This window comes from Streptomyces sp. MNU76 (genome assembly GCF_020982545.1).
GTDB lineage: Bacteria > Actinomycetota > Actinomycetes > Streptomycetales > Streptomycetaceae > Streptomyces.
The window spans coordinates 326,250-347,044 of the sequence record NZ_JAJKLK010000031.1 but is presented as its reverse complement, the minus strand read 5'-3'; the positions used below and the strand labels follow the sequence as shown (position 1 = coordinate 347,044).

Annotated in this window: 10 protein-coding genes and 2 pseudogenes; 5 read left to right on the top strand and 7 right to left on the bottom strand. The window is 74.1% G+C overall.

All coding sequences use genetic code 11. From position 1 onward, the window contains the following. The first annotated feature begins 5 nt into the window (after positions 1–5). Positions 6–1,277 carry a PP2C family protein-serine/threonine phosphatase gene (locus E4N62_RS47165; protein WP_230224628.1) on the top strand — a complete coding sequence of 424 codons (1,272 nt, stop codon included), beginning with the start codon at positions 6–8 and terminating at the stop codon, positions 1,275–1,277. A gap of 52 nt (positions 1,278–1,329) precedes the next feature. Here E4N62_RS47165 and E4N62_RS47160 read toward each other — a convergent pair whose 3' ends face one another. From E4N62_RS47160 to E4N62_RS47135, 6 genes and pseudogenes are all read right to left on the bottom strand, one after another. Further along, on the bottom strand, positions 1,330–2,499 hold the full coding sequence (locus E4N62_RS47160; protein WP_230224626.1) for a substrate-binding domain-containing protein: 1,170 nt from the start codon (positions 2,497–2,499) through the stop codon (positions 1,330–1,332). A gap of 491 nt (positions 2,500–2,990) precedes the next feature. Next, positions 2,991–4,025 (bottom strand): annotated as a pseudogene (locus E4N62_RS47155) (ABC transporter permease); the annotation flags it as partial. Between the two features lie 45 nt (positions 4,026–4,070). Continuing rightward, positions 4,071–5,631: pseudogene (locus E4N62_RS47150) on the bottom strand (sugar ABC transporter ATP-binding protein). 181 nt (positions 5,632–5,812) lie between these two features. After that, a complete protein-coding gene (locus E4N62_RS47145) occupies positions 5,813–8,854 on the bottom strand; it encodes a SpoIIE family protein phosphatase (protein WP_230224624.1) in 3,042 nt (1,013 codons plus the stop codon). 125 nt (positions 8,855–8,979) lie between these two features. Continuing rightward, a complete protein-coding gene (locus tag E4N62_RS47140) occupies positions 8,980–9,903 on the bottom strand; it encodes a cyclase family protein (RefSeq protein ID WP_230224622.1) in 924 nt (307 codons plus the stop codon). Positions 9,904–9,998: 95 nt separating this feature from the next. After that, positions 9,999–10,502 carry a MarR family winged helix-turn-helix transcriptional regulator gene (locus E4N62_RS47135; protein WP_230224620.1) on the bottom strand — a complete coding sequence of 168 codons (504 nt, stop codon included), beginning with the start codon at positions 10,500–10,502 and terminating at the stop codon, positions 9,999–10,001. Between the two features lie 71 nt (positions 10,503–10,573). Here E4N62_RS47135 and E4N62_RS47130 point away from each other — a divergent pair, with 71 nt between their 5' ends. Beyond that, positions 10,574–13,708, top strand: coding sequence for a beta-N-acetylglucosaminidase domain-containing protein (locus E4N62_RS47130; RefSeq protein ID WP_230224619.1), 3,135 nt, complete (start codon positions 10,574–10,576; stop codon positions 13,706–13,708). Positions 13,709–13,722: 14 nt separating this feature from the next. Here E4N62_RS47130 and E4N62_RS47125 read toward each other — a convergent pair whose 3' ends face one another. Further along, a complete protein-coding gene (locus tag E4N62_RS47125; protein WP_230224618.1) occupies positions 13,723–14,511 on the bottom strand; it encodes a sugar isomerase domain-containing protein in 789 nt (262 codons plus the stop codon). 170 nt (positions 14,512–14,681) lie between these two features. On the opposite strand from E4N62_RS47125, the gene E4N62_RS47120 reads away from it, so the two are divergent. From E4N62_RS47120 to E4N62_RS47110, 3 genes are all read left to right on the top strand, one after another. Then, positions 14,682–15,566 (top strand): MurR/RpiR family transcriptional regulator, encoded by an 885-nt coding sequence (locus E4N62_RS47120; protein ID WP_184896979.1) that lies wholly within the window; start codon positions 14,682–14,684, stop codon positions 15,564–15,566. A gap of 129 nt (positions 15,567–15,695) precedes the next feature. Next, a complete protein-coding gene (locus E4N62_RS47115) occupies positions 15,696–20,084 on the top strand; it encodes an NEW3 domain-containing protein (protein ID WP_230224617.1) in 4,389 nt (1,462 codons plus the stop codon). Then, positions 20,081–20,725 (top strand): peptidyl-prolyl cis-trans isomerase, encoded by a 645-nt coding sequence (locus E4N62_RS47110; RefSeq protein ID WP_230224616.1) that lies wholly within the window; start codon positions 20,081–20,083, stop codon positions 20,723–20,725. Before E4N62_RS47115 ends, E4N62_RS47110 begins: the two co-directional genes overlap by 4 nt. The last annotated feature ends 70 nt before the right edge of the window (positions 20,726–20,795 follow it).

Here is a 20,795-nt window from a genome sequence, read left to right as displayed (position 1 = left end):
TGGACATGAGGGAACCGCATATCGACTATGCGGAGGTCTTCCGGGCCCTGCCCGGCATGGTGGCGCTGCTCACGCCCGATCTGGTGTACGCCGACGCCAACGACGACTTCCTGCGGCTGGCCGGCCGCAGCCGCGAGCAGCTGCTCGGGCGCTACATCTTCGACGTCTTCCCCGAGAACCCGAACGAACCGGCCGCCGCCGGCATGCGGGAGACGGAGGCGTCGATGCTGCGCACCGTGGCCACCGGGGAGCGCGACACGATGGCGCTGCTCCGCTACGACATCGAGGACCCGCAGCGGCCCGGCCTCTGGCAGGAGCACTACTGGAGCCCCGTCAACGCCCCTGTCCTGGGCGCCGACGGCAAGGTGGTCCTGATCGTGCACCGCGTGGAGGAGGTCACCGAACTCATCCGCGCCCGGGGCGGCGCCGGCGATGCCGGTCGGGGCGGTTCCCCCGGTCCGGGTGAGGACGGCCGGGCCCGGGTGCTGGAGGCCGAGCTCTACACCCGCGCCCGCGAACTGCAGGAGGTCAACGAACGTCTGCGCACGGCGCACGCCCATGAGCGCGAGGTGGCGCTGGCGCTGCAGGCGGCGATGCTGCCCCCGCCCGGCCCCATCGGGTCGCACGACGCCGCCGTGCGCTACCGGCCCGCCATCGGCGCGCTGAACGTGTGCGGCGACTGGTACGACCTGGTCGGGCTGGACGGGCTGGACGGCGAGGGTCTCGCGGTGGCCGTCGGTGACGTCGTCGGCCACGGTCTGGCCGCCGCCTGCGCCATGGGGCAGTTGCGCAGCGCCCTGAGCGGGGCCACGCGTGTCGCGGACGGTCCGGCCCAGGCCCTGGAGGCCCTCGACCGTTACGCCCGCTCCGTCGACGGCGCCGAGTCGACCACCGTCGTGACGACCTTCATCGACTGGACCGACCACACCATCACCTACAGCTGCGCGGGCCATCCGCCGCCCGCGCTGGTGCGTCCCGACGGCACCGTCACCTTCCTCGACGGCGCCACCGACCCGCCGCTCGCCGCCCGCCCCGTCCAGGTCCCGCGGCCCCAGGCCCGCACGTCCTTCGTCGAGGGCTCCACCCTGGTGCTGTACACGGACGGACTGATCGAGCGCCGTACGGAGAGCATCGACAGCGGTCTGGAACGCCTCGCGGCCTCCCTGGCCCACCACCGCGAGAAGGACCCGGAGACGCTGGCCGACGCCCTGCTGGCGGATCTGCTGCCGCCGGCCGGCAACACCGACGACACCGCGCTGATCGTCCTGCGGCTGTGACCGGCGGGCCACCGCGGGCCGCCCGGGGCCCTGCCGTCGGATCCCCGCGGCGTCACCTGCCCCAGATCTCGCGGTACCCCTCCCGGTAGCCCGACGGGTTCCAGCTCGTGGCGCCGTCACTGTTGTCGGCCGTGCTGATGTGGACGGGCGCCACATAGCCGCTGGCAGGGCTGCCGGAGAAGGCGCGGTTGAACTCGTCGACGATCTGCCAGCCCTGCAGGGTGAGCGGTTCGGGGACGGTGGCCGCCTGGTACTGGTCGCTGTCGACGCGCTGGAAGGCGGAGGGGTCGCCGTCCCCGGCACCGATGTTGAACGGCGGGCCCGAGCCGTCCTTGCCGGCCGCGCGGAAGGCGGGGGCCGCGTCGGCGAAGTACAGGTCGTTGATGGCGACCGAGTGGGTCCAGCGGTCCTGGAACCGGGAGAGCAGCGAGGAGACCTCGCGGGGCGTGCGGCTGCTGGCGTCGGGGATCGGGATGTTCACGTAGGCCAGGAGGTCCACGCCCGCGCAGGTGGCCAGTTCCTTCCTGATCAGCTCCGACTTGTTCTTGGCGAAGGGGATGGAGGCGTCGGTGAAGATCACGGCCCCCGCTTCGCCGTTCGAGGTCGCGATGACCCAGCGGGCGCTGATCCGCGCGACGTCCTCGACCCGGGTGGTGATGTTGGTGAAGAGAGCGGGGCGTTCGCTGGGGCCCGGGGCGGCGACCGCGTGCCAGCCGATGAGCGGGATGCCGGCCTGCTCGGCCCGCGTGATCTGCTGCGAGGTCGAGGTGGGGTCGAAGCCGCCGATGACGATGCCGGAGGGGCGGAGCGCCACGGCCTCGCTCATCGCGGCCTGGATGCCGGCGGGCGTGCCTCCGCCGTCGATCACCCGCAGGTCCCAGCCGACGACCCGCGCGGCCTCCCGTACACCCTCGGCGGCGCCCGCGACTCCCGGGTTGGTCATGGTCTGGGCGACGTAGACGAGGGTTCTGCCGGTCACGGCCCTGGGCCCGGTGGTCGGGCCGTTCCAGGGGACGTCGTCGCGCTCCGCCCGTTCGACGGCGGCCTCGGCCCGCGCCTGCACCGCGGGGCAGCCGCTCGTGCCGGTGGCGGGGGGCTCCGGGTCGCCGGACGATCCGCGTTCGCAGCCGCCGAGCACGGCGGTGGCCGCCGCGGTCAGCAGGGCGGCCGCCGTACGACGGGCCCGGAGGGTACCGGAGCGGGCCTTGCGGTTGTGGTGCACGGGGACTCCTCGCGGAGGGACGAGCGGGGAACGCTGCCGGGGTCTGCGGCCGGGGTGATCCGGGGCCTGGACGGTCCGGGCCCCGGTCAGGGGCGGTCCGGGGCCGGGGTCAGGGGCGGTCCGGGGCCGGGGTCAGGGGCGGTCCGCACCCCGCGGCCTGGCTGAGGCCGGAGCCCGGGTCCTTGGTCGACGTCCGCGGGCTCTGTGCCTCGGTCGTCTCGACCTCCGGTCGGCGACGGGCCCGCCCGGGCACGCCCGGCCGACAGCGGGGCGGTGGCCGGGACGCGGCGCGGGCCGAGAGCTTGGCAGGGGACCAGAGCCCCGGGACCTCGGTCGCGGTCCGCGCCCCGGACCTCGGCCGGGGAGTCCTGACCTCCGATCGGCGACGGCATGCCGCCGCGCACGCCCGGCCGGCGGCGGTGCGAGGGCGGGGCGCGGAGCGGGAGCGGGAGCGGAGGGAGTTCATCGGCCCCGTCCTTCGGGGTGCCGTCCGGAGGCGGTGCCGGCGGCGCTTCCGGTGGTGCGGCGGGGGCGGTGCGGGACGTGAAGGCGCCGGTGCGCAGTCGGCGGCGGGCGGTGTAACCGGCCAGGCCGACGGCGAGGAGCAGGGTGCCGCCGTGGAAGAGCGGCACCGTCCAGAAGTCGGCGCCCATCTGGGCGATGCCGGTGAGGCCGACCGCGAGGACGGCGACGGCCACGAGGGTCCCGAGGGCGTTGGGACGGCCCGGTCTGATCGCGGTGGAGCCGAGGAGGGCTCCGACGAAGGCGGGCAGCAGATAGTCGAGGCCGACGCTCGGATTGCCGATCTGCTGCTGGGCCGCGAGGAGCACCCCCGCGAAGCCGACGATCAGGCCGGACGTGGCGAAGGCGCAGACGGTGTAGGTGCGGACGGGGATGCCGACGAGGTCGGCGGCGCGCGGGTTGGAGCCGACGACGTACAGGTACCGCCCGATCGGCAGCCGCTCCAGCACCAGCCAGAGGGCGACCGTGAGCGCCAGCACGTAGAAGGCGGGGACCGGAAGCCCGAGGAAGGTGGAGGTGTAGAGGTCGGTGAAGGCGGGCGGCAGGCCCTGGGGGCCCGGGACGATCCGGCCGCCGTCGGTGATCCAGCCGGTGACGGCGTACATCATGCTGCCGGTGCCGAGGGTGGCGATGAAGGAGTCGATCCGGCCGAACTCGACGATGACGCCGTTGAGGACGCCCGCGACCGTCCCTCCGACGACCACGGCGAGGCAGGCGAGCGGCCAGGGCCAGTCGGCCTCGACGACGAGGTACAGCACCATGACGTGCGCCAGTCCGAGGCCGTAGCCGATGGAGAGGTCGAACGCGCCGGTCACGATGGGAACCATGGCGGCGAGCGCGAGGACGGCCGGGATCGACTGGGTGGAGAGGATCGCGTCGAGGGTGTCCAGGGTGGGGAAGGTGCGCGGCAGGGTCAGCGAGAAGACCAGGACGAGCAGGACGGTCAGGCCGAGGAGACCGTAGGCGCCGACGAGGTGCCCGCCGGGGCCGCCTCGGGCGCCCAGCCGGTGCGAGCGCGCGGGCGCGGGGCGGGCGGGGGCGGCGGGCGGTCACGGGTGCGTCGCGGTGCCGGAGGGGCATGGCCGAGGCCGCCCGGGTCAGGCCCGCGACGGTGAGGGCGGGGCCGCTCAGCTCGGCGGTCGCCGCTCCCCGGACGAAGACCAGGGCGCGCCCGCACACGCCCGCCACCTCCTCGAAGTCGGTGGAGACGAGCAGGACCGCGAGGCCCCCGGCCCGTGCCTCGTCCAGGAGGCGGTGGATCGCGGCCTTGGCCCCGACGTCGACGCTCGCCGTGGGTTCCTCCAGGATCAGCAGGCGCAGCCCGGTCCGGAGCCAGCGGCCGATCATGACCTTCTGCTGGTTCCCGCCGGACAGGGTGGTGATGGTCGTCTCGCTGTCACGGGGGCGCACCGAGAACCGTTCGATCAGCGCGGCGGCCGCGGCGCGTTCCCTGCGGGGGGCGATCCAGCGGGGCGGGGGCCCGTCCCCCGCGCGGGGGTTGGCCAGGAGGTTCTCCCGTACGGTCAGTTCGGGCAGGCAGCCCTCCCGTTGCCGGTCGCCGGGGACGAGGGCGACACCGCGGGCGACGGCGTCGGTGACGGTTCGCGGCCGGTAGGGGCTGCCGTCGAGCAGGACCTGTCCGCCGAGGAGGGGGCGGGCCCCCGCGAGGGCTCGGCCGAGCTCCGTGTGTCCGGCGCCCGAGAGCCCGACCAGGGCCAGGGCCTCCCCGGCACGCAGCTCCAGGTCGACGGGTCCGGCGCCGGAGGTCCGTACGCCGTCGAGGGCGAGCACCACCGGGGCGGCGAGCGGTACCGGGGGGCGCCCGGGTGCCGGGCCGGGGCGTGGGCCCGCCGGTTCCTCACCGGTGATGTCGCGCACCAGCCGCAGCGGGCTGTGGCCCGCCGTCGCGCCCTGGCTGACGAGACGGCCGTCGCGCAGGACGGCGAAGGAGTCGGCGACCTCGTACACCTCGTCCAGGCGGTGGCTGACGTAGAGGATGCCGTGGCCTCGGTCGCGCAGGGCGCGCAGGACGCGGAAGAGGCGGGCGCAGTCCGTGGCGGGGAGGCGGGCGGTCGGCTCGTCGAGCACGATGAGCCCGGCCCGGGTGGCCAGGGCGCGGGCGATGGCGACCAGTGACCGTTCGGCGGGGCCGAGGCGGGCGACCGGCGTGTCGGGATCGACGGCGCCTCCGACGAGCGCCAAGGCCTCGGCGCAGCGGTCCCGGGTGCGCCGCCAGGAGATCAGTCCGGCGCGGCGCGCGTACCCGGTGCTCAGGGCGATGTTCTCGGCGACCGTCATCCACTCCACGAGGCCGAGGTCCTGGTGGATGAAGGACATGCGGTGGGCGGCGTGGGTCCCGAGCGGGTGCCCGTCCACGGTGATCCGGCCCGAGTCGGCGTGGTGGACTCCGGCGAGGATCTTGATGAGGGTGGATTTCCCGGCTCCGTTGGGGCCGAGGAGCGCGAGGACGCTGCCCGCGTGGACGTCGAGGTCGACCCCGGCGAGTGCGAGGGTGCCGCCGAAGCGTTTCGTGAGGCCACGGACACGCACCAGCGGCTCCGCCCCGCCGGGCGGGGTCGGCTGCGCAGAGGTGTCGTGAGCGTCGTGCACGGACAGCTCCGGGGGTCGGCCTGGCGAGTTCTTCCGACTTCGACTTGCGCGAGCGATGCTAACTGCCCATTTCGCCTTATTCGCGCCTTTTACACCATTGGCGACATCTGGTGCCGTCGCCGACCCCGGCGGGGCGGAGGTCGGGCCGCCCCGACCGGTCGTGGATGCCGGGCCCTTCGCCTCAGGCGCTGTCGAGCCCGCATTCGGCCCAGATGACCTTGCCCTCCGCCGTGTAGCGCGTGCCCCAGCTCTGCGAGAGCTGGGCGACCAGGAACAGACCGCGTCCGCCCTCGTCGGTGGTGGCCGCCCGGCGCAGGTGCGGGGCGGTGCTGCTGGTGTCGGCGACCTCGCAGATCAGGGCACGGTCCCGGAGCAGCCGTACGCGGATGGGCCCGGCACCGTGCCGGATCGCGTTGGTGATCAGCTCGCTGAGCACCAGTTCGGCGGCGAACGCGGCGTCGTCCAGGCCCCAGTCGGCCAGTTGCCGCAGGGCCGCGGCGCGGACCTCGCTGACGCGGGCCGGGTCGGCGGGCAGCTCCCAGGTGGCGACGCGGCGCGGGTCGAAGGCGTGGGTGCGGGCGACGAGCAGGGCGATGTCGTCGCCGGGGTGGGGGGACGCGACGGTGTCCAGGACCATCCGACAGGTCTCTTCCGGGGTGTGCTCGGGGTGGGCGAGGGCCGCGCGCAGCTGGTCCAGGACCACGTCGACGTCGCGTTCGCGGTCCTCGATGAGGCCGTCGGTGTAGAGGACGAGGGTGCTGCCCTCGGGCAGATGGACGTCGACGGCTTCGAAGGGCAGTCCGCCGAGGCCGAGCGGGGGCCCGGCGGGCAGTTCGGGGAACGTCACGGTGCCGTCGGGACCTACCAGGGCGGGCGGCGGGTGGCCGGCGCGGGCCAGGCTGCACTGCTGCGAGGTCGGATCGTAGACGGCGTACAGGCAGGTCGCGCCGATGATGCCGCCGCCGTCGGAGACGGGGTCCTCCCGGTCCAGCCGTCCCACGAGGTTGTCCAGGTGGGTGAGGACCTCGTCGGGCGGGAAGTCGAGTTCGGCGAAGCTGCGGGCGGCCGTGCGGACGCGGCCCATCGTGGCGGCGGACAGCATGCCGTGGCCGACGACGTCACCGACGAAGAGGCCGATCCTGGTCCCGGAGAGCGGGATGACGTCGTACCAGTCGCCGCCGACGTCGGACTCGGCGGGCAGATACCGGTGGGCGACCTCCACGGAGTCCCGGTCGGGGAGCCCCTGCGGGAGGAGGCTGCGCTGCAGGGCCAGGACCATGGTGCGTTCGCGGGTGTAGCGCCGGGCGTTGTCGATGGACAGGGCGGCCCGGGTGGCGAGTTCCTGGGCCAGTGAGCGGTCGTCGTCGCCGAAGGGGGCGGGGTCCTGGGCACGGTAGAAAGAAGCGACGCCCAGGACGACGCCCCGGGCGACCAGGGGCACCACGATGAGGGAGTGGACGTGGCCGAGCAGCCGCTCGGTGTGTTCGGGGTCCTGCGCGAGCCAGCCCGCCGCCGCCCTCAGGTCCGGTTCCAGCACGGCCTCGCCGCTGGTCAGGCAGCGCAGCTGCGGCACGGCCGGGCCGTAGTCGACCTGCTTGCCGACCGGGCAGAAGGGGAGGTCGTCGCGGATGCCGTGGACCACCGCCCGCCGTAGATCACTGCGCGGGTCGGCGGCCTCCTCGCCCCGCAGCACGGGCTCGGCCAGGTCGATGGTGACGAAGTCGGCGACGCGCGGGACCGCCGTCTCGGCGAGTTCCTGGGCGGTGCGGCGCACGTCCAGCGTGGTGCCGATCCGGGCGCTGGCCTCGGACAGCAGCTCCAGCCGACGGCGCGCGGCCAGGGCGTAGCCACCGACGTGGGGCTCCCCCACCATCAGCAGACCGCGCTCCGACGCCGGGGGACCGGAACGGTCGCCGGGCAGGCCGTCGGCGGAAGGCGAGGGGACGGAGGTGTGCGGGGCCACGGGGTGTGCGGCAGGCCGTCGGCGGCAGGAGGTGGGCCCTCCGCGGTGAGCGGGGTGCCGGGGCGAGGGCTTCCGCGGGGGTGTCGGGGTGCGGCCCTCGGGTGTGCCGTCGATGCCCGTCGTGGCGGCGCCGGCGGGGGGTGGGACCTCGCGCAGCTGACCGGGGCCCGTGACGACGGTGAGTGCGCCGGAGGCCACGGCGAGCGGGACGTCACGGACGCGGAGGACGATCGAGGGGTCGACGGGCGCGAGCTGAGTGAGGGGGCTCGCGGGCCCGGTGGTGAGGCTCGGCACCGGCTCGACCCCGCGTGGGGAGGAGAGGGCCTCCGACGGGGAGGAGGCGTGCAGGACTGCCTCGACGGCGATGCCCTCCACCCCGGAGGTGCTGGTCATCGGGCGACTGACGAGCGTGACACGGCGGCCGTCCGTGAGGGAGACCTCGACGGCCGCCCGCTGCGCGCGCGAGATCAGCTCGGCGGCCTTCTCCAGGAGGGCCGCCCGGTCGACGGGGCGCAGCCCGAGGGCCAGTTCGTCGACGCCGACGACGCGGTGCGGGTCCGCGTCGGCCTCGACCCCCGCGTCCAGATACGCCCGCAGCAGGGAGCGTTCACGTGCGGAGCTCTGCCCGAGGAGCCGCCGCTCGATGGCGGCGGCCGCCTTGCGGATCACGGTGGTGAGCGCCGGGTTCTCGAAGTCGCGCGGATATCCGAAGCACAGGACGCCCTCGATCCGGCCGCTGAGCGGGTCGCGCACGGGAAGCGCTCGGCAGGCGCTGCCCTGGGAGCGATCGGCGAAGTGCTCGGCGCCGTAGACCCGGATGAGCCGCCGTTCCGCGAGGGCCAGCCCGATGCCGTTGGTGCCGGCGAACCGCTCGGCGAACACGAACCCCGGCACGGTCTGGATGTCCGGGAGCCCTCGGGCCAGGGACGCCTCGCCGAAGCGGCGTAGCAGCACCGTGCCGTCCGCGTCGGCGACGGAGATGTTCATGGCGCTGCCGGCGAACGTGGACTCCAGCCGGTCGAGGACGGGCGCGGCGGCACGGGCGACCGGGTCCTCGCGGTCGAAGTCGTCACGGAAGGGGAGGTCGGAGCGTTCCGGGGAGAGCCCCAGGGACCGGCAGCGCCGCCAGGAGTCGAGGATCGTGGCGCGCACACCCGACTCCAGCGGCTCCCCCTGCAGAAACCGCTCACGGAAAAGGGTGGGGCCCGTGCCGTCTGTCGCACGCCCTGTGGGTATCGGCTCGCCGTCGGACCGCACCACGCTGGCCTCACTCGCGCCCTGGACAATCCGCTTATCGGAAATATCTGGCATTGACGAGGATACGGGCATCAGCAACACGAGTCACGGTCCACCGACCTCGTCACGCTCGGTGATCGTCCCGGGCGTCACAGCACGGCGACCGGGTTGACCGGGGAACCCGTGCCGCCCGGGACGTTCAGCGGGGCCACGACGAGCAGGAACTCGTACCGTCCCGCCTCGGCGGTCGCGGCTGCGAGCGCCTCCAGGTCCAGGTTGTCCAGCAGCGGCACCCCCATCGCGGCCACCGCCAGGGCGTGCACCGGCGAGTGCACGCCCGCCACGGGCGACGGCCTGACATCGCTGTCCCCATCCCCGCCGAGCAGCGCGATGCCCCGTTCGGCCAGCAGGGGTACGGCGTCCACATGGAACCCCGCGCTCGCCGCACCGGGGTCCCAGGCGCCGAGCTCCGCGCGCCGACGCACGTGCCCGGAGCGCAGCAGCACCGCGTCCCCCTCGCCGATCGTCACGCCGAGCGCCTCCTCGGCGGCGAGGACGTCCCCGGCGCGCACCGCGTGCCCCGGCTCCAGCCAGGGGACGCCGAGCACGGCGGGGAGGTCCAGGAGGACCCCTCTGGTGACGAGGGGGCCGAGCGCCGACACCGCGCCGAAGCGGGCGCCCGCGGCGTCGACGTGCTCGCGGGCCGGCCTGCCGTCGTAGAGGAGTCCCGCGTAGGCGATGTGGCTCAGGGCGTCGAGATGGGTGACCGCCTTGCCGTGGTAGTCGGCAGCGACGAAGTCCTTGTGGGTCGTGGGCTCCGGGCCCTCCACGTCGCCGAGGTCGGTCATGTGGTGCAGGGCGGGCCTGAGGTTGTCCGGGCCCGACCGGGTGTTCCAGGGCAGTGCCATCGGGACGACCACGCCGGACCGCACTCCCGCCACGGCCCGCCGCACATGGTCCTCGGTCACCCGGTTCCACGCGCCACGGTCGGCCCGGTCCCAGCGACCCCAGGTACGGACCGCCGCGAAGAGTGCGTCGAAGTCCTCGCGGGAGACGGCGGGATGCGCGCTCATACGTCCACGTCCTCACGGCTCGGGGCGACACCGGACAGGGAGGGCGAGGACACGGCGCCCCGAAAGCACCCTATGGCGGTTTCGCGCGATCCGCGTCAGCTTCCTCCGCCCACCCCGGTGTCCACCCAGCCGAGCGGGCGCGGCTCGGCGTCGTCCGTCGCCGGGGCCACGGACTCCCCGCCCGCCGCGTTGAACACGGTCAACGCCTCGACCAGCGCCGCCCGTTGCGTCGGGGCGAGGCGCTCGACGACCGTGGCGAGTTCGGTGCGCCGTCGGGCCGTGACCTCCTCGACGGCACGCCGGCCCTCGTCGGTGAGCCGGAGCAGGGTCTCGCGGCGGTTGTCGGGGTTGGTCTGCCGGTCGGCGAGCCCGGCGGCGATCAGCCGGTCCACCATGCGCATCGCGGTGGACGGGGCGACCTGGAGCTGATCGGCGAGGACGACGAGCTTCGTGGCGCCCCGCACCGACAGCACCACCAGCATCCGGAACTGCGGCAGCGTCACCCGCTCCCCGACGGCGGTGAGCGACCGGGCGGAGATCGCGGCCAACAGCCGCGACGCGGTGAGCACCGCGCGCGTCACCTCGTCGACGTCGTCCACGCCACCCGCCGGGACATCGCGTTCGGCCCGGCGCTATTGAATGCTTGATTCAGCAGCTCTAGCCTCTTTCGATGGCTTCAATCACCTCTTTCCTCCCACGCCCCCGGCGTCTCCCCTGGGCGCTGTTGCTGGCCCTGAGCCTGAGCCTCCCGTCGTTCCCGGCGGACGCCGCCCCACCGTCCGCACCGTCCACGCCGTCCACGCCGTCTTCCGCGAAGCGCCCGTCGGTGCCCGAGGTGTGGCCGACGCCCCGTCACATCGAGGGCGACGGACGTCGACTCGCCGTTCCCGACCGGGTGGTGGCGGTGGTCGGGCCCCGCACCGACCCCTCCGCGCAGCGGACCGTCGAGACCGCGCTGCGGGCCGCCGGGGCCGACCGGATCGTCACCGTGCCGGCCGGGCAACGTCCGCCCTCCGCAGGGCTCACCGTCTACGTCGGCGGGCCCGACGAGAACCCGGCGACCGCGGGCGCGCTGCGCCGGCTCGGCGTCGGATCCCCGGCCGGGCTGCCCGCCGAGGGATACGTCCTGGCCTCCGGACGCGGCTCCGGCCGTACCCTGCTCGCCCTCTCCGGCGCCGACACCACCGGCACGTTCTACGCCGCCCAGACCCTCCGCCAACTTCTCACCGGCCGGCACCTGCCCGAGGTGACCGTCCGGGACTGGCCGACAGCCGCACTGCGCGGTGTCGTCGAGGGTTTCTACGGCACCCCCTGGTCCCACGCCGAACGGCTGAGCCAACTCGACTTCTACGGCCGCACCAAGCAGAACGTGTACGTCTACTCCCCCAAGGACGACCCGTATCTGCGGGAGCGGTGGCGCGACGAGTACCCGGCCGACCGACTCGCCCAGGTGCGCGAACTCGTCGATCGGGCCGCCGCCAACCACGTCCGCTTCACCTACGCCCTCTCGCCCGGCCTGTCGGTCTGCTACTCCTCGGACGGTGACATCACCGCCCTGGTCCGCAAGTTCGCCTCGCTGTACGACATCGGGGTGCGGTCCTTCGCGATCCCGCTGGACGACATCAGCTACACCAAGTGGAACTGCGCGGCGGACGAGGAACGTTTCGGCAGCGGGGGCGGCGCCGCCGGCGAGGCTCAGGCGCATCTGCTGAACCGGGTGTGGGAGGAGTTCTCCGCCGGGCGCACCGGACTCCACCCGCTGGAGATGGTCCCCACCGAGTACTCGGACCTCGCGGACACCCCGTACAAGAAGGCGCTGCGCGAGCGGTTGGACGCGGACGTGGTCGTGGAGTGGACCGGTGTCGGGGTGATCGCGCCGACGATCACCGCCGCGCAGCTGCGGCAGGCCCGTGCGGTCTACGGCCATCCGATCCTGGTCTGGGACAACTACCCGGTCAACGACTACGTCACCAGCCGCCTCCTGCTCGGCCCCTACACGGGCCGGGAGGCCGGGGTGGCGGGTGAGTCCGTCGGCGTCACCGCCAACCCGATGGTGCAGGCGGAGGCGAGCAAGCTCGCGCTGTTCACGTCGGCGGCCTATCTCTGGAACGCGGAGGCGTACGACCCCCGGGCCGCCTTCCTCGCCTCCGTGCGGGACCTGGCGGGGCCGGGCGCGGCGCCGTGGCTACGGATCTTCGCCGAGAACAGCCACTCCTCCCAGCTCGACGCCACCGAGGCCCCCACACTGGCCAGACTGCTCGCCGCGTTCCAGAAGGCGTACGAGGAGGGCAGGGGCCTCGACGAGGCGGCGGCCGCGCTGCGGTCGTACTTCACGGACATGGCCGCCACGCCCGCGAAGCTGCGCGCCCGTCTCGCCAACCCCGGCTTCCTGAAGGAGACTTCGCCCTGGCTGGACAAGCTCGGCTCCTACGGCACCGCCGGACTGACGGCCGTGGACCTGTTGCTGGCCGGTGAGCGGGGTGACGCGGACGCGGTGTCGAGATACTGGAACCGGCTGCGGAGCGAGCGCAAGGCGCTGGACGCGATACCGCAGCAGGTGTCGCCAGGGGTGATGGACCAGTTCCTGTACCAGGCGATGCTCCGGCACGCGCCGGACCCCGGCGTCGACGCCTCCTTCGCGCCGGGCTCGCTCTCCTTGAAGCCGGGGGCCTCCGGGTCGGTGGCCCTCCGTTTCTCCTCCGCGGCCGAGGCGCGGACGGTGACCTGGAAACTCGACGTACCGGACGGGGTGACGGCCACGCCCGCCGAGGGGACCGTGACCGTCCCGGCCGGGGGCGGTGCCTCGGCCGAGGTCACCCTCACCGGGGTCACCGAGGGCGTGCACTCCGTCGTCGTGTCCGGCTCGGGCGTCCTCGACCGGGCGATCCCGGTACGGGTCACCGACGGGGACGGGGCGTCGAGAGCTCTGACGGCCAACTTCAGCGGGGCCTCGGTCAGTTCCATCGACCTCTCGTCCGGGAAGAGCACGGACATCGCCGTGGGCGCGAACCCCGGTGAGGTGGTCGTGAGCGCCGACGGCCGGACCGCCTACGCCGCGAACCAGGGCTCGAACTCGGTCAGCGTCATCGACGTGGCGCGCGGCGAGGTCACCGCCACCGTGCGGGTGGGCCGTGTCCCCGCCGGGCTCGCGCTGACGCCGGACGGCGGCACCCTGTGGGTCGCCAACTACACCGACGGCACGGTGCAGCCGGTGGACACGGGCACGCTCCGGGCGGGCGCGACCGTCACGGTCGGGTCGGGACCGGAGAACATGGCGATCACCCCGGACGGACGGACGCTGTACGTGGCGAACATCCACGACAACACGGTCTCGCCGGTCGACCTGGGCACCGGGAGGGCCGGGGCGGCGATCCCGGTCGGTCCCCGCCCCTTCAACGTCGTGGCCGCGCCGGACGGGAAGACGGTGTACGTGTCCAACTCCGGTGGGTCGACGGTCACTCCGATCGACACCGCGAGCAACGACACCGAGCCGACGCTGCTCGTCTCCGGTCAGGCGTACGGGCTCGGGCTGTCACCGGACGGCCGGACGCTGTGGGTGAGCCCCAGCACCGGGGACCACGTCACACCGGTCGACACCGTGACGGGCGCACCTGGCAGGCGGATCACCGTCGGGAGGTCCGCGTTCGACGTCGGCCTGGACTGGGACGGCGGCACGGCCTACGTCACCACGGCCGACGGGAACAGGCTGGTGCCGGTCGACACCGCGACCGGCACCGCGGGGGCGCCGCTGACGACCGGCGCCTATCCACTGGCGGTCGCGCTGACGCCCGTGCCGGTGCCCTAGGCGTCCGCGAGTGATCAGCTGGCGGTGCGCCGGATGCGGCCGGCGTACCGCTGCTCCAGTCCCAGGTTGCTCTCGAAGCCGCCGGGCACGTTGGCGGAGACGTAGACCGGGGGGCGGTCGCCGGAGGCGAGGAGTTGGGCGGCGACCTCGGCGACGGTCATCTGGACGAGCATGACGCCGGTGAGGGTGGAGAGGGCGCAGATCGCACCGCCGCCCGGGAGTTCCAGCAGGGCGTCGCCGCGCGGGGCCGCGTTGTCGAGGACGACGTCGGCGAGGTCGGCGAGCTTCTTGCCGCTGGGGTGGGTGGCGGGCACGGAGTGGGTGTGGGCGAGGGAGGTGAGAGCGAGCAGGCGGTGGCCTCGCTCCTTGGCATGCAGGGCCATCTCGACGATGACGTTGTTGACGCCGGAGTTGGAGATGACGACGAAGAGGTCCTGCGGGCGTGGGGCCGCCAGTTCGTAGAGGCGGACCGCTATGCCGGGCTCGCGTTCGAGCAGCGGGTCGTCGAGGCCGCTGGGGTGGTCGCCGCCGAAGAGCACGAGGTCGGCCATCTGGATCCGGTTGGTGGGCACGAAGCCGCCGGCGCGGCCGGCGAGTTCGAGGACCATGGCCTGGGAGTGGCCGGTGCCGAAGGCATGGACGACGCCGTCCTCGCGGACGCAGTCGGCGATCAGCGTGGCGGCGGCGCTCACGTCGGCGCGCGCGGACTCGGTGAGACGGTGCAGGACGGCCAGGCCCTCGCGCGCGAAGCGGTCGGCGCTCACCGGCTCGGTCACGGACTCGTTGGCGGACTCGACGGACACCTGAGACTCCCCACTGGTGGATTGAACCACCCCATACACACCTATCAGTGAATCACTGAATCACAGGCGCGGCATCCGGTGCAATGGCGCAGTTCACCCCCGAGTGCGGCCGCGAAGGCCGGTCCTGGTATTCAGTCGATGCGCCAACGGGTGGCTGATACCTTCTCTGCATGCCCTCGACCGATGTCACCGCCCTGATCCGCACCGAGCTGCCCCGGCTGGCCGGCTCCCTGCGGAAGGTCGGCGAGCTGATCCTGGAGGATCCGGCCGCCGTCACCCACTGCTCGGCCGCGGAGCTGGGCCGGCGCACCGGCACCTCCCAGGCAACCGTGACCCGGTTCTGCCGGGCCATCGGCCTCGACTCCTATCAGCATCTGCTGATCGAGCTGGCCCAGGAGCGGGGCCGGGGCGAGTCCTCGGAGTGGGGCAGCGCCGAGATCGGCCCGGACATCTCCCCCGACGACAGCCTGGAGCGGGTCGTCCAGGTCGTCGGCACCGCCGATCTGCGGGCGATCCAGCAGACCATCGACCGGATCGACCTGGACTCCGTGGAGCGGGCCGCGCAGGCCGTGGCCCGCGCGCGGCGCACGGACGTGTACGGCGTCGGCGGCAGCGGCGCGGTCGCGCAGGAGACGGAGACCCGGCTGTTCCGCATCGGCTGCGCGGTGCGCGGCTGGACCGAGGTGCACGCGGCGACCACGTCGGCCGCCCTGCTGACCCCGGCGGACGTGGCGATCGGCATCTCCCACTCGGGCGCCACCCGGGAGGTGATCGAGCCGTTCGAGCTGGCCAGGGAGCGCGGTGCCACCACCATCGCCCTGACCGCCGATCCCCGCTCGCCGCTGGCCCGCGCCGCCGACATCCGGCTGATCGCGTCGTCGTCGGAGACCAGCTTCCGCACCGGCAGCATCGGCGCCCGCCACTCCGTGCTGATGCTCATCGACTGCCTCTACGTCCGCGTCGGCCAGCTCTCCTACCAGCGGGCGAGCGCCTCCCTGGCGCTGACCGACCACATCGCGGGCGCACACGCGGTGAAGTCCCGGCGCAGCCGCTGACCGGGGCACGGCGTGGCCGGGGCGGCGAGCGATTTTGCCTGGTTGAATCAACCAATATTCCGATGCATGGTTGATTGAACCACCCCACGCTGCCAGGATGGGGCTCCCCCGAGCACTCGTAGGAGCCCCATGCGCGTCATCTCTGTCGAGTCGACCGAGCTCTTCGTCGGGACGGAGGACCAGCCGCAGCAGGTGGTCGCCGTGGTCGTCGAGCACGACGCGGGCCGGCCGGCCCGGCTGAGCGTGGAAGGCCCTGGTGTACGCACGGCCGGGCAGTCCGTCGTCACCGTCGGCGAGGACGGCACCGTACGCGCCGAGATCCCCGTGGCCACGGACGGTCTCGCCGCCGGCGACCACCGGGAGATCACCGTCACGGCCGCCGACGGGGACCTGGTGGCCCGGCGGACCGCCGGCTTCACGGTCGCCGAGCCCGGCTGGACCATGTTCATGGTCAGCCACTTCCACTACGACCCCGTCTGGTGGAACACCCAGGCCGCCTACACCGAGACCTGGGACGTCGCCGACGACCCGGCCGTCACCGGCCTGCCCGCGCGGACCTTCGACTCGCGCGGCCAGTCCGGCATGAGTCTCGTCCGCGCCCACTGCGATCTGGCCCGGCGCGATCCGGCGTACACCTTCGTGCTCGCCGAGGTCGACTACCTCAAGCCGTACTGGGACGCCTTCCCCGAGGAGCGGGCCTTCCTCCGGCAGCTGATCCGCGCCGGCCGTGTCGAGATCATGGGCGGCACCTACAACGAGCCCAACACCAACCTCACCGGCGCCGAGGCGACCGTGCGCAACGCGCTGTACGGCGACGGCTTCCAGCGCGGGATCATGGGGGCCTCGCCGGAGACCGCCTGGCAGCTGGACGCCTTCGGGCACGACCCGCAGTTCCCGGGGCTGATGGCGGACGCGGGGGTCACGTCGAGTTCCTGGGCGCGCGGGCCCTTCCACCAGTGGGGGCCGACCCTGTCGGTGTTCGGGGAGGAGCCGCGCGATCCGCGGCGGATGCAGTTCCCGGCGGAGTTCAGCTGGATCGCCCCCTCCGGACGCGGCCTGCTGACCGCGTACATGGTCAACCACTACGGCGCCGGCTGGGCCATCGACAACGCGCCGACGCTCCCCGAGGCCGAGGCCGCCGCGCTCAAGCTCTTCCGGGGCCTGAAGAAGGTCGCGCTCACCCGGAACGTCCTGCTGCCGGTCGGCGGCGACTACGCGCCGCCCTGCCGCTGGGTGATGGGCATCCACCGGGACTGGAACGAGCGGTACGTCTGGCCCCGGTTCGTCAGCGGCGTCCCCCGGGACTTCTTCGCCGCCGTCCGCGCCGAGCTGGAGCGGGAGGGGCGCACGGCCTCCCCGCAGACCCGGGACATGAACCCGGTCTACACCGGCAAGGACGTCTCCTACATCGACACCAAGCAGGCCCAGCGGTACGGCGAGGCGCTCCTCGCCGACGCCGAGGCCTGGGCGACCCTCGCCTCCCTCACCACCGGGCACCCCTACCCGGACGCGGCCCTCGACAAGGCGTGGCGGCAGTTGATCTACGGCGCCCACCACGACGCCATCACCGGCTCCGAGTCGGACCAGGTGTACATCGATCTGCTCACCGGCTGGCGGGAGTTGTACGACCTGGCGCGGGAGGTGCACGCCGACGCCACCCAGGCGCTCGCCGACCGGGTCGCGCCGCTGCCGGGCGACGGGGCGGACCTGGTCGTCCTCAACTCCGCGACCTGGCGGCGCAGGGACGTGCTGACCGTTTCCGACCCGGGCCGGATCCCGCTGGACCACACCGGCCTGCCGCTGCCCGCCGTGTCCGAGGACGGCGAACTGAGCGTCGTCGTGCCGGACGTGCCCGGCATGGGCCTCAAGGCGCTCTCGCTGGCGGACGGTTCGGTGCCCGGCTGGACGTCCGGCGACGGGACGACGATCCGCAACGAGTTCTACGAGGTGACCGTCGACCCCGCACGGGGCGGCGGCGTCAGCAGCCTGCGCGCGCTCGCCGGAGCCGGGGGCGGCCGGGAGCTGCTGCGGCCCGGAGACATCGGCAACGAGCTGGTGGTGCAGGAGGAGTACCCGAGGCACCCGCGCTTCGGCGAGGGCCCCTGGCACCTCACCCCGACCGGCACCACGGCCGCCCGGAGCCGGGACGTGACCGCTGACATCGATGTCGAGCACTCGCCGGCCGGTTCCCGCATCACCGTCCGCGCCGACCTGGGCCTCTTCCGGTACACCCAGCGGCTCACCCTCTGGGCGGGCGTCGACCGGCTGGACGTGACGACGACCGTCGACGGCTACGACGGTGCCGACCGGCTGATCCGGGTGCGCTGGCCCTCGGACGTGCGCGGCGGGCTGCCGGTGCACGAGGTCGCGGACGCGGTCGTCGGACGCGGCTTCGGGTTCGTCGAGGTGGACAGCGAGCGGTTCCCGTGGACGCTCGACAACCCGGCCAACACCTGGTTCGGGCTCGGCTCCACGGCCCGCGTCGCCGTCCACGACGACACCGGCGCCCTGCTCGGCCACCGGTCCATCGGCGTCGCCGAACTGGTCTTCGGCGACTGGGACGCCGCCGGTGAACTGGGCTCGCCGCTCGCCGCGGCCCTGGTCCGCACCGGTGTCACGGCCACCTCGACGATCGCGGGCGGCCCCCGCTACGGCGATCTGGAGGTCGACTCCAACCTGCCGGACATCCGGATCGCCGTCGGCGGCCCCGAGCGCAACGCCCTGGTCGCCGAAGTCCTCGGCTGGGACCCGGCGGCGGCCCGCGAACTGCGCCGCCGGCTCGCCGAGGACGGTCTGGCGGCGGTGTGGGTGGCGCCCCGCGCCTCCCTGCGCGAGGAGTGGGTGCCCGGCGCCGACCTGCGGGACCTGGAACGGCTGCCGCTGCTCGTGGTGGCGGGCGCCCACCCCGAGGACGACGCGAAGGCCGTGGACGCGCTGATCGCCGACCTCGACGACGCGACCGTACGGGCCACCGCGGCCGGGGGCGGCGAGGCGCTGCCCCCGGGCGACGCGTGGGACGGGCGGGGCTTCGCGATCCTGAACCGGGGCACCCCGGGCTGTGTCGTCACCTCCGCCGGCGACCTCCACATGTCACTGATGCGCTCCTGCACCGGCTGGCCCTCCGGCATCTGGGTCGACCCGCCCCGCCGCACCGCGCCCGACGGCTCCGGCTTCCAGCTCCAGCGCTGGTCCCACACCTTCGGGTACGCGGTCGTCGCGGGCGAGGGCGACTGGCGCGAGCTGGGCTGGCCGCGTGCGGGCCACGCCTTCAACCATCCGCTCACGGGGCGGTTGCGCACGCCCGAACATCCGCTCACGGCACGGCTGCGGGAGCCCGCCCAGACGACGGCCGGTCTGCCGAGGACCGTGACCCTGCTGGCGCTGGAGCCCGAGGGCCGGGTCGTCCTGGACGCGTTGAAGCCGGCCGGGTCGCCGCTGGCCCGGGGCGGCACCACGCCCGTGGACCCAGCGCGCGAGGTCGTCGTACGGGCGCACGAGGTGGACGGGCGGCCGGTGCGGGCGCGGGTGACAGGGCCTGCGGCGTGGGCCGGAGGCCGACGGGCGGACGTCCTGGAGCGGCCCGGTGAGGCGCTGGCCCCCGGCCCGGACGGGGCGTTGGAGCTGGACCTCACCGGGTTCCAGGTGGCCACCGTGCTGGCCTCGCCGATGGCCACCGCGCCGCCCGTACGGGCCTGCGGGACCACCTCCGGCGTTCCCGGCGACGGGAGCCCCGCCGAGCAGCTTCCGTCCTCCTGCGCGCTCCCCGACGAAGGTGCCGGTGTCGCCGCGCACGAGCCCGCCCAGCCCGTGCACACCCGGTACTGGCTGCACAACTCCGGTCCGGCGCCCCGGGGCAACATGCCCGTGGCCCTCTACCTCTCGCCGGCCGCGCTGACCGCCGACGGCCCGGTCACGGCGACGGTGCGGATCTCCTCCGAGCTCACCGACGCGCCGGCATCGGGCACGGTCGCCCTGGAGGTGCCGCCCGGCTGGAGCGCCGAGCCCGCCGAACTGCCGTACGCCCTCGGCGCGGGCGGCTTCTCGCTCACCGAGGTCACCGTGACACCCCCGCCGGGGGCGGTGCCCGGCCGTTACGCGCTGGCGGCGCGGCTCACCCACGGCGGGCAGACGTTCGAGGACGTGGTCGCCCTGGACGTGCCCGGCGCGGCGGTCCGGGGCGAGCCGGACGGGCGGACCGGGCCGAGTCTGGTGATGGAGCTGGGCGTCGACCGGGTCGAGGTGCGCCGGGGCGAGCGGGCGCGTGTGCCGGTGCGCCTGCGGAACACCACCCGGGGGCCGGTGGGCGGAGCGCTCTGGGCGGTGTCCTCGTGGGGAACGTGGGCCGGCGTGGCACCGGGCCTCCAGGGCTTCGCCCTGGCCCCCGGGGAGAGCACGGAGTACGCGATCGAGATCGACGGCTCGGCGGTGCCCGTGGGGTCGTACTGGCTGATGGCGAAGGCCGGTTGGCACGGCTGCGTGGCCTACTCGGAAGCGGTCGCCCTGGAGGTGGGACCGTGAACGGACGGACGGCGGACGGCGTGCCCGCCGCGCTCGTCGGTGGTGAGCCGGTCGCCCGGGAGCGGGTGGACGTCGTGCTGGCGGTGGTGCCCGCGCGGGACCGGGAGGTCCGGCCGGAGGGGCAGGCGCGGGCGGAGCGACAGCGGCGGCGGTGGGCCACGCAGGTGGTCGTCGCCGACGAGTTGGCCCGGCGGGCGTGCGCCGCGCGCGGGCTCGCGCCACCGCCCCGCGAGGCACCGGCCCGCCCGCTGGCGGTGTCCGGCACCGAGGTCGCCGCCCTGGGCAGCATCATCGCGGTGACGCTCGCCCACTCCCCCGCCGCGCGCACCCTGCTGGCGGCGCTGGAGGCCGAGCAGAGGGTGCCGGAGGAGGCCGTACGGGACTACTACGACCGCAATCCGGACCGCTTCCTCACCCCGGAGGCGCTGCGGCGTGGCGTCGACCCGTACGGCGGGGCGGAGCCGGGCGACTTCCTGCCGTACGACGCGGTTCACGAGGACGTCGCGGCGGAGCTGCGGCGGGCCCTGGGCCGGCAGGCCTTCTTCGACTGGCTGGACCGGGCGCGGGCCGACGTGGAGTACACGCCGGGGCACGAGCACCCGGGCGACCCCTCGCACCCCGACCACGAGCACCGGCACTGAACACATCCACCGGCGCCGTACCCGTCGGAAACGCCCTGGAACCGAAAAGCAACACGGCCAGGCATTGACC

Bases quoted from the DNA above. Each gene is read 5' to 3' on its own strand.
- E4N62_RS47165 (WP_230224628.1), top strand. From the start codon at position 6: ATGAGGGAACCGCATATCGACTATGCGGAGGTCTTCCGGGCCCTGCCC.
- E4N62_RS47140 (WP_230224622.1), bottom strand. From the start codon at position 9,903: ATGAGCGCGCATCCCGCCGTCTCCCGCGAGGACTTCGACGCACTCTTC.
- E4N62_RS47130 (WP_230224619.1), top strand. From the start codon at position 10,574: ATGGCTTCAATCACCTCTTTCCTCCCACGCCCCCGGCGTCTCCCCTGG.
- E4N62_RS47120 (WP_184896979.1), top strand. From the start codon at position 14,682: ATGCCCTCGACCGATGTCACCGCCCTGATCCGCACCGAGCTGCCCCGG.
- E4N62_RS47115 (WP_230224617.1), top strand. From the start codon at position 15,696: ATGCGCGTCATCTCTGTCGAGTCGACCGAGCTCTTCGTCGGGACGGAG.